Below are 4008 nucleotides of genomic sequence, written 5' to 3'. Positions count from 1 at the left end.
TCTAATTAGCTCCAACAACTCCTTTTCTAATTAGACAATATTTTGTCAAAATAACCTACCAAATGAATTTTTCATTTGTAAACTATTTTGTAGCTCTGTAACAATCAAAAACTGATATGCTACAAAGCTCAGTAGAGAGTAGAGCCCTCTACTCTCTACTCTTACTTTTCTGATGTCGAATTTAACCGTATTTTTCATATGTCTGTGTGTTGGTTCACATTCTACTCTTTTCTTGTAGAAGATCATGAACAAGTTATCCCGGATATTTTGATTTCGAAGATACATTCCTATCTGTTCATGTCTACTGTTTTCATAGAGGAATTTGAGTTTGTCTTCGATTTTTGCATGTATATCTCCACCCCTTTTCCACTTCTTATTAACCCAGTGATCAATTCTTTCAATTTCACCTTCTTTGTTTACCACAGCATTTGAAGAATACGAAATAATTGGCCTTGCATTCAAATGGTACCAGATATCTGCATGATTCTGGAACGAATCATAACCTCCGTCAGCAGAATAAAAACCAATATCAGCATTCATTTCTTTCAATGCTTCAATGTGTTTGATGAGTTCAGGAGAATCTGATGCATTACCATTAGTATGGGTCATAAATATTGGGTATGTTCCAACCATTGTAATATGCGCTTTATCCATTTTACATTGATAGTGTGGATTGTAATGAGCGTGTTTATCGTATCTCGAAGCTTCAAGCGGAGTTGAATCGATCTTAGCTTCTTTTATTTGGGCAAGCTTGAGGATATTCTCACCTACTAACATCATTATTTCTTTAAGCCCATCTTCACCCAATCTATATTTCACAAAGTGATGTAATGTCTTTCCTGAAGGAACTTTTATCAATCCTTTCTCATCGTAAAAAGAGAGCAGAATAGCTTCTTCTTCGGTTAAAGAAGAAACAGTCTTCTCATAAGATAATTGTCTAAAACACATTGCAATGAAGAGTTTTATCATTGATGAGATTCTATACTTAAAATGCCAACTTTTGTTGGTATAAAAAGTACGTTCCACGTACTTTGAAATGTCTTCTATGCAGAGAAAGTGCAGGAATTGGCAAATTGAGGCGCTTTCTCTGTTCAGATAATTTTCTATGGAGTCCTCGAAGAGGACTCCTCCATACATTATATATTTTTTAGCCATGAGGAGGGCCCAATTTATGGTATTTATAGTTACCGCTCCCCCCCCCAAAAAAAAGGAGTGGAGTTAATGAAAAAAAGAATGGGTTTTTAAACTGAAGTTCTAATTAGACAGCCTCTACCTACGGCTTTTAAAAATGAAAGACGATGATTCAGAAATATAGAGTTCATCAAAAAGTGATGATAAGATTTAGCCTTCAAAACAAAAAACATGAGTTACAATCTAAACATGTGTATAGAAAACAAAAGGATTTGGTGGGATAGCGCGGATTTGAACCGCAGTCCAAGCGTCCCAAACGCTCGAGGATGGACCAGGCTACCCTACTATCCCAAGAGGGTAAGCACTGCAATAGACGTTATAGATTAAAAACCTTCCGTAAGAGATTGGTCAAAAAATACAAACTCCAGAGAAAAATGGTCAAAATATAGAAAAATGAAGGTATGGGATATAAGAGCTCATTTCCATCTTTTATATACGTCGTTGTCTATTCCCACGAGATCCAGGGCGCGCCCGGAAATGGAATTTACAAGATCATCAATGTTCTTCGGCCTGGAATAGAAGCCCGGGCATGCAGGCAGGATTATAGCTCCTGCTCTGGTGAGCTTGAGCATGTTCTCAAGGTGTATCTCGTTCAAAGGTGTCTCGCGCGGCACAATAACAAGCCTGCGTCTTTCTTTGAGGCACACATCAGCAGTTCTTTCCAGTAGATTATCCGACATGCCGTTTGCAATGGAACCGACAGTCTTCATGCTGCATGGGGCAATGATCATGCCATGGAATCTGTGCGACCCGCTGGCTATGGGTGCAGTGAACTCTCTTTCTTCATACACATAGCTTGCCATGTCCTCTACCTCCACAACTGAATAGTCAGTCTCTATTTCTATGATCTGACTTGCCGACCTGGTTATAACAAGGTGTGTGACTATGCCCATCTTAGAAAGGATCTCAAGCAGTCTGATGCCGTAAATAGAGCCTGATGCCCCGCTTATACCAACTACAATTTCCATTTTCTCACCTTATGATCTCAATAAGCTCGTCTATCATTGCCTCGGAAGCCTTCACAATGGCCTGGATCTCATCAACAGTTATGTTGTCTACATGAATACCGACCATAAAGACCGTTGTACTTTGGGTGGCAGAGCTGATCTTCCTTGCTCCGCGTAGGGCAATCTCATCTTCCCTGTGTCCTGGTGCACTGGTCACCGAGGCTGAAGCACGATGACTTTCCCTATCATAGATGCCCATAGCAACAGCACCTATGTGTTCCCTGCCACCGGACAGCACAAAGAACATATCTTTGCCTACAGATTCACCTTTTAGAAAAAGTTGCACCCTCCCTACTTCTCTTTTGATCTCGATCATGATCACAGCTCCGTGAGCCTGAACTGTTTTGTGGTCCTTTTTACCTCGAAGAACTCTCTTGCGGCCTTTCCCACTTCCTCACGGAACTCCTTTGGCGTATAGACACCCATTTTCCAGTTATCCCAGTGAGCTTTCTCAAGAGTGGCCACTACATAAGAAGCCTCGTCCAGTCTTACCATCCTGCCGTTGAGCTTCACAAGTGCCTTAAGCTCATGGATCTCCGGAGAACGAGGTATATCTATGAGCACGTCCGTGGGATCAATACCAGCCATAGCTGCTATCTCAGTCTCGATCCTGCGGATGTTGCACCTGTGTTTCAAAACACCCTCGGTAACCTCTTCGAAACCGACATATAAAGCTCTTTTATAAAGCCTGCGTTCTTCAAGGCGTCGTGCCAGATTGCCGGCATATCCGTCGCCAGAACGCATGATATGTAACAAATGTGCATCATCCATCTGCCGCAGTTCCGTGGGTTTGATCGCATTATTCTTAATAAGTTCCTCAATGGCCCGAATACACATTGTTTCCGCTATACGTGATACATGATGATAGTAAACCGATGGATGCATAAGGAACCTGGAAACAAGCAAGGACTCTGCGGCCTTGACGCCTCCTGAGCCTACTACTAGCTTATCTTCATAGAACTGCATCTCATGGATGAGCCTGACATGATCCACTAGCCCGAATGCGACACCAGTGTAGTGCGAATCCCTTACAAGATAATCCATACGGTCCACATCGATCTCACTGCTGAGGATCTTGCCGAGATCAGTCTCCCCTTTAATGTGTTTCTGGATGGTCATAGGGCTAAGACCATGTTTATCCAGTATTTCCGCGATCTCACCCTTGCGCAGCAGGTGGAGCACATCTTCATGCTTCTGGCGTGTATATTGAGTAATGAAGCTCTCTGTTACATGAGAAAGAGGACCATGTCCAATATCATGGAGCAAAGCTGCGACTCTCAGTTCATCCTTTTCCTGCTGAGACACTGAATCTATCTGCCTTGTCAGCGTGGTAGCAAGATGCATAACGCCCAGAGAATGTTCAAAACGTGTGTGATTGGCACCCGGGTACACAAGATTTGAAAGCCCTAGTTGCCTTATCCTGCGCAGGCGTTGCATGGGAGGAGTATCTATAAGGGAAAGCGTGAGCTCATCGAGTTCGATGTAACCGTGAATGGGGTCACGAACAACCTTCATATTATTTAAATATCCCCTCATCCTATAATGCTGTTCCTCTATCATAATTAATGTCTATTAGAACTTAACCGAGGACATACATGCTCATACTTTCCGGAGGGACCGGGACTCCCAAACTTCTTGAAGGACTCAGGACAATACTACCTGAAGAGGATATCACTGTTGTTGTGAATACGGCAGAGGACATGTGGGTATCCGGTAATCTGGTAACACCGGATATCGATACTGTGCTCTATCTTTTTTCCGGGAAACTTGATACAGCTAAGTGGTGGGGTATTAAGAATGACACTTTCAT

The 4008-nt window shown here is 42.5% G+C and carries 5 protein-coding genes and 1 tRNA gene; 1 reads left to right on the top strand and 5 read right to left on the bottom strand.

Features of this window, described 5'->3' with window-relative positions; genetic code table 11:
• Positions 1 to 45: 45 nt before the first annotated feature.
• The 5 genes from ACCM36_RS11225 to ACCM36_RS11205 all read right to left on the bottom strand — a co-directional run bounded on the left by ACCM36_RS11225 (position 46) and on the right by ACCM36_RS11205 (position 3713).
• Positions 46 to 1155 carry a transposase gene (locus ACCM36_RS11225; protein ID WP_370573854.1) on the bottom strand — a complete coding sequence of 370 codons (1110 nt, stop codon included), beginning with the start codon at positions 1153 to 1155 and terminating at the stop codon, positions 46 to 48.
• 249 nt (positions 1156 to 1404) lie between these two features.
• Positions 1405 to 1482 (bottom strand) — tRNA-Pro (locus tag ACCM36_RS11220).
• Positions 1483 to 1607: 125 nt separating this feature from the next.
• Complete coding sequence (locus ACCM36_RS11215; RefSeq protein WP_370573853.1) at positions 1608 to 2159, bottom strand: UbiX family flavin prenyltransferase; 552 nt, start codon at positions 2157 to 2159, stop codon at positions 1608 to 1610.
• A 4-nt stretch (positions 2160 to 2163) separates the two neighbouring features.
• Positions 2164 to 2514: a hypothetical protein gene (locus ACCM36_RS11210; protein ID WP_370573852.1), complete on the bottom strand. Its 351-nt coding sequence runs from the start codon at positions 2512 to 2514 to the stop codon at positions 2164 to 2166.
• Positions 2515 to 2516: 2 nt separating this feature from the next.
• Positions 2517 to 3713 carry an HD domain-containing protein gene (locus ACCM36_RS11205; RefSeq protein WP_370573851.1) on the bottom strand — a complete coding sequence of 399 codons (1197 nt, stop codon included), beginning with the start codon at positions 3711 to 3713 and terminating at the stop codon, positions 2517 to 2519.
• Positions 3714 to 3793: 80 nt separating this feature from the next.
• On the opposite strand from ACCM36_RS11205, the gene ACCM36_RS11200 reads away from it, so the two are divergent.
• Positions 3794 to 4008 (top strand): 2-phospho-L-lactate transferase CofD family protein (locus tag ACCM36_RS11200; RefSeq protein WP_370573850.1); only part of this gene is annotated, 215 nt, incomplete at its 3' end.

Origin of the sequence: Methanomethylovorans sp. (assembly GCF_041305605.1) — an archaeon.
GTDB lineage: Archaea > Halobacteriota > Methanosarcinia > Methanosarcinales > Methanosarcinaceae > Methanomethylovorans.
Note: the sequence above shows the minus strand (reverse complement) of the source record. Positions and strands in the feature narration are given on the sequence as shown.

What these genes read in the sequence shown, in the direction of transcription:
- ACCM36_RS11215 (WP_370573853.1), bottom strand. Translation starts at nt 2,159, where the DNA reads ATGGAAATTGTAGTTGGTATAAGCGGGGCATCAGGCTCTATTTACGGC.
- ACCM36_RS11210 (WP_370573852.1), bottom strand. Translation starts at nt 2,514, where the DNA reads ATGATCGAGATCAAAAGAGAAGTAGGGAGGGTGCAACTTTTTCTAAAA.
- ACCM36_RS11225 (WP_370573854.1), bottom strand. Translation starts at nt 1,155, where the DNA reads ATGGCTAAAAAATATATAATGTATGGAGGAGTCCTCTTCGAGGACTCC.
- ACCM36_RS11205 (WP_370573851.1), bottom strand. Translation starts at nt 3,713, where the DNA reads ATGAAGGTTGTTCGTGACCCCATTCACGGTTACATCGAACTCGATGAG.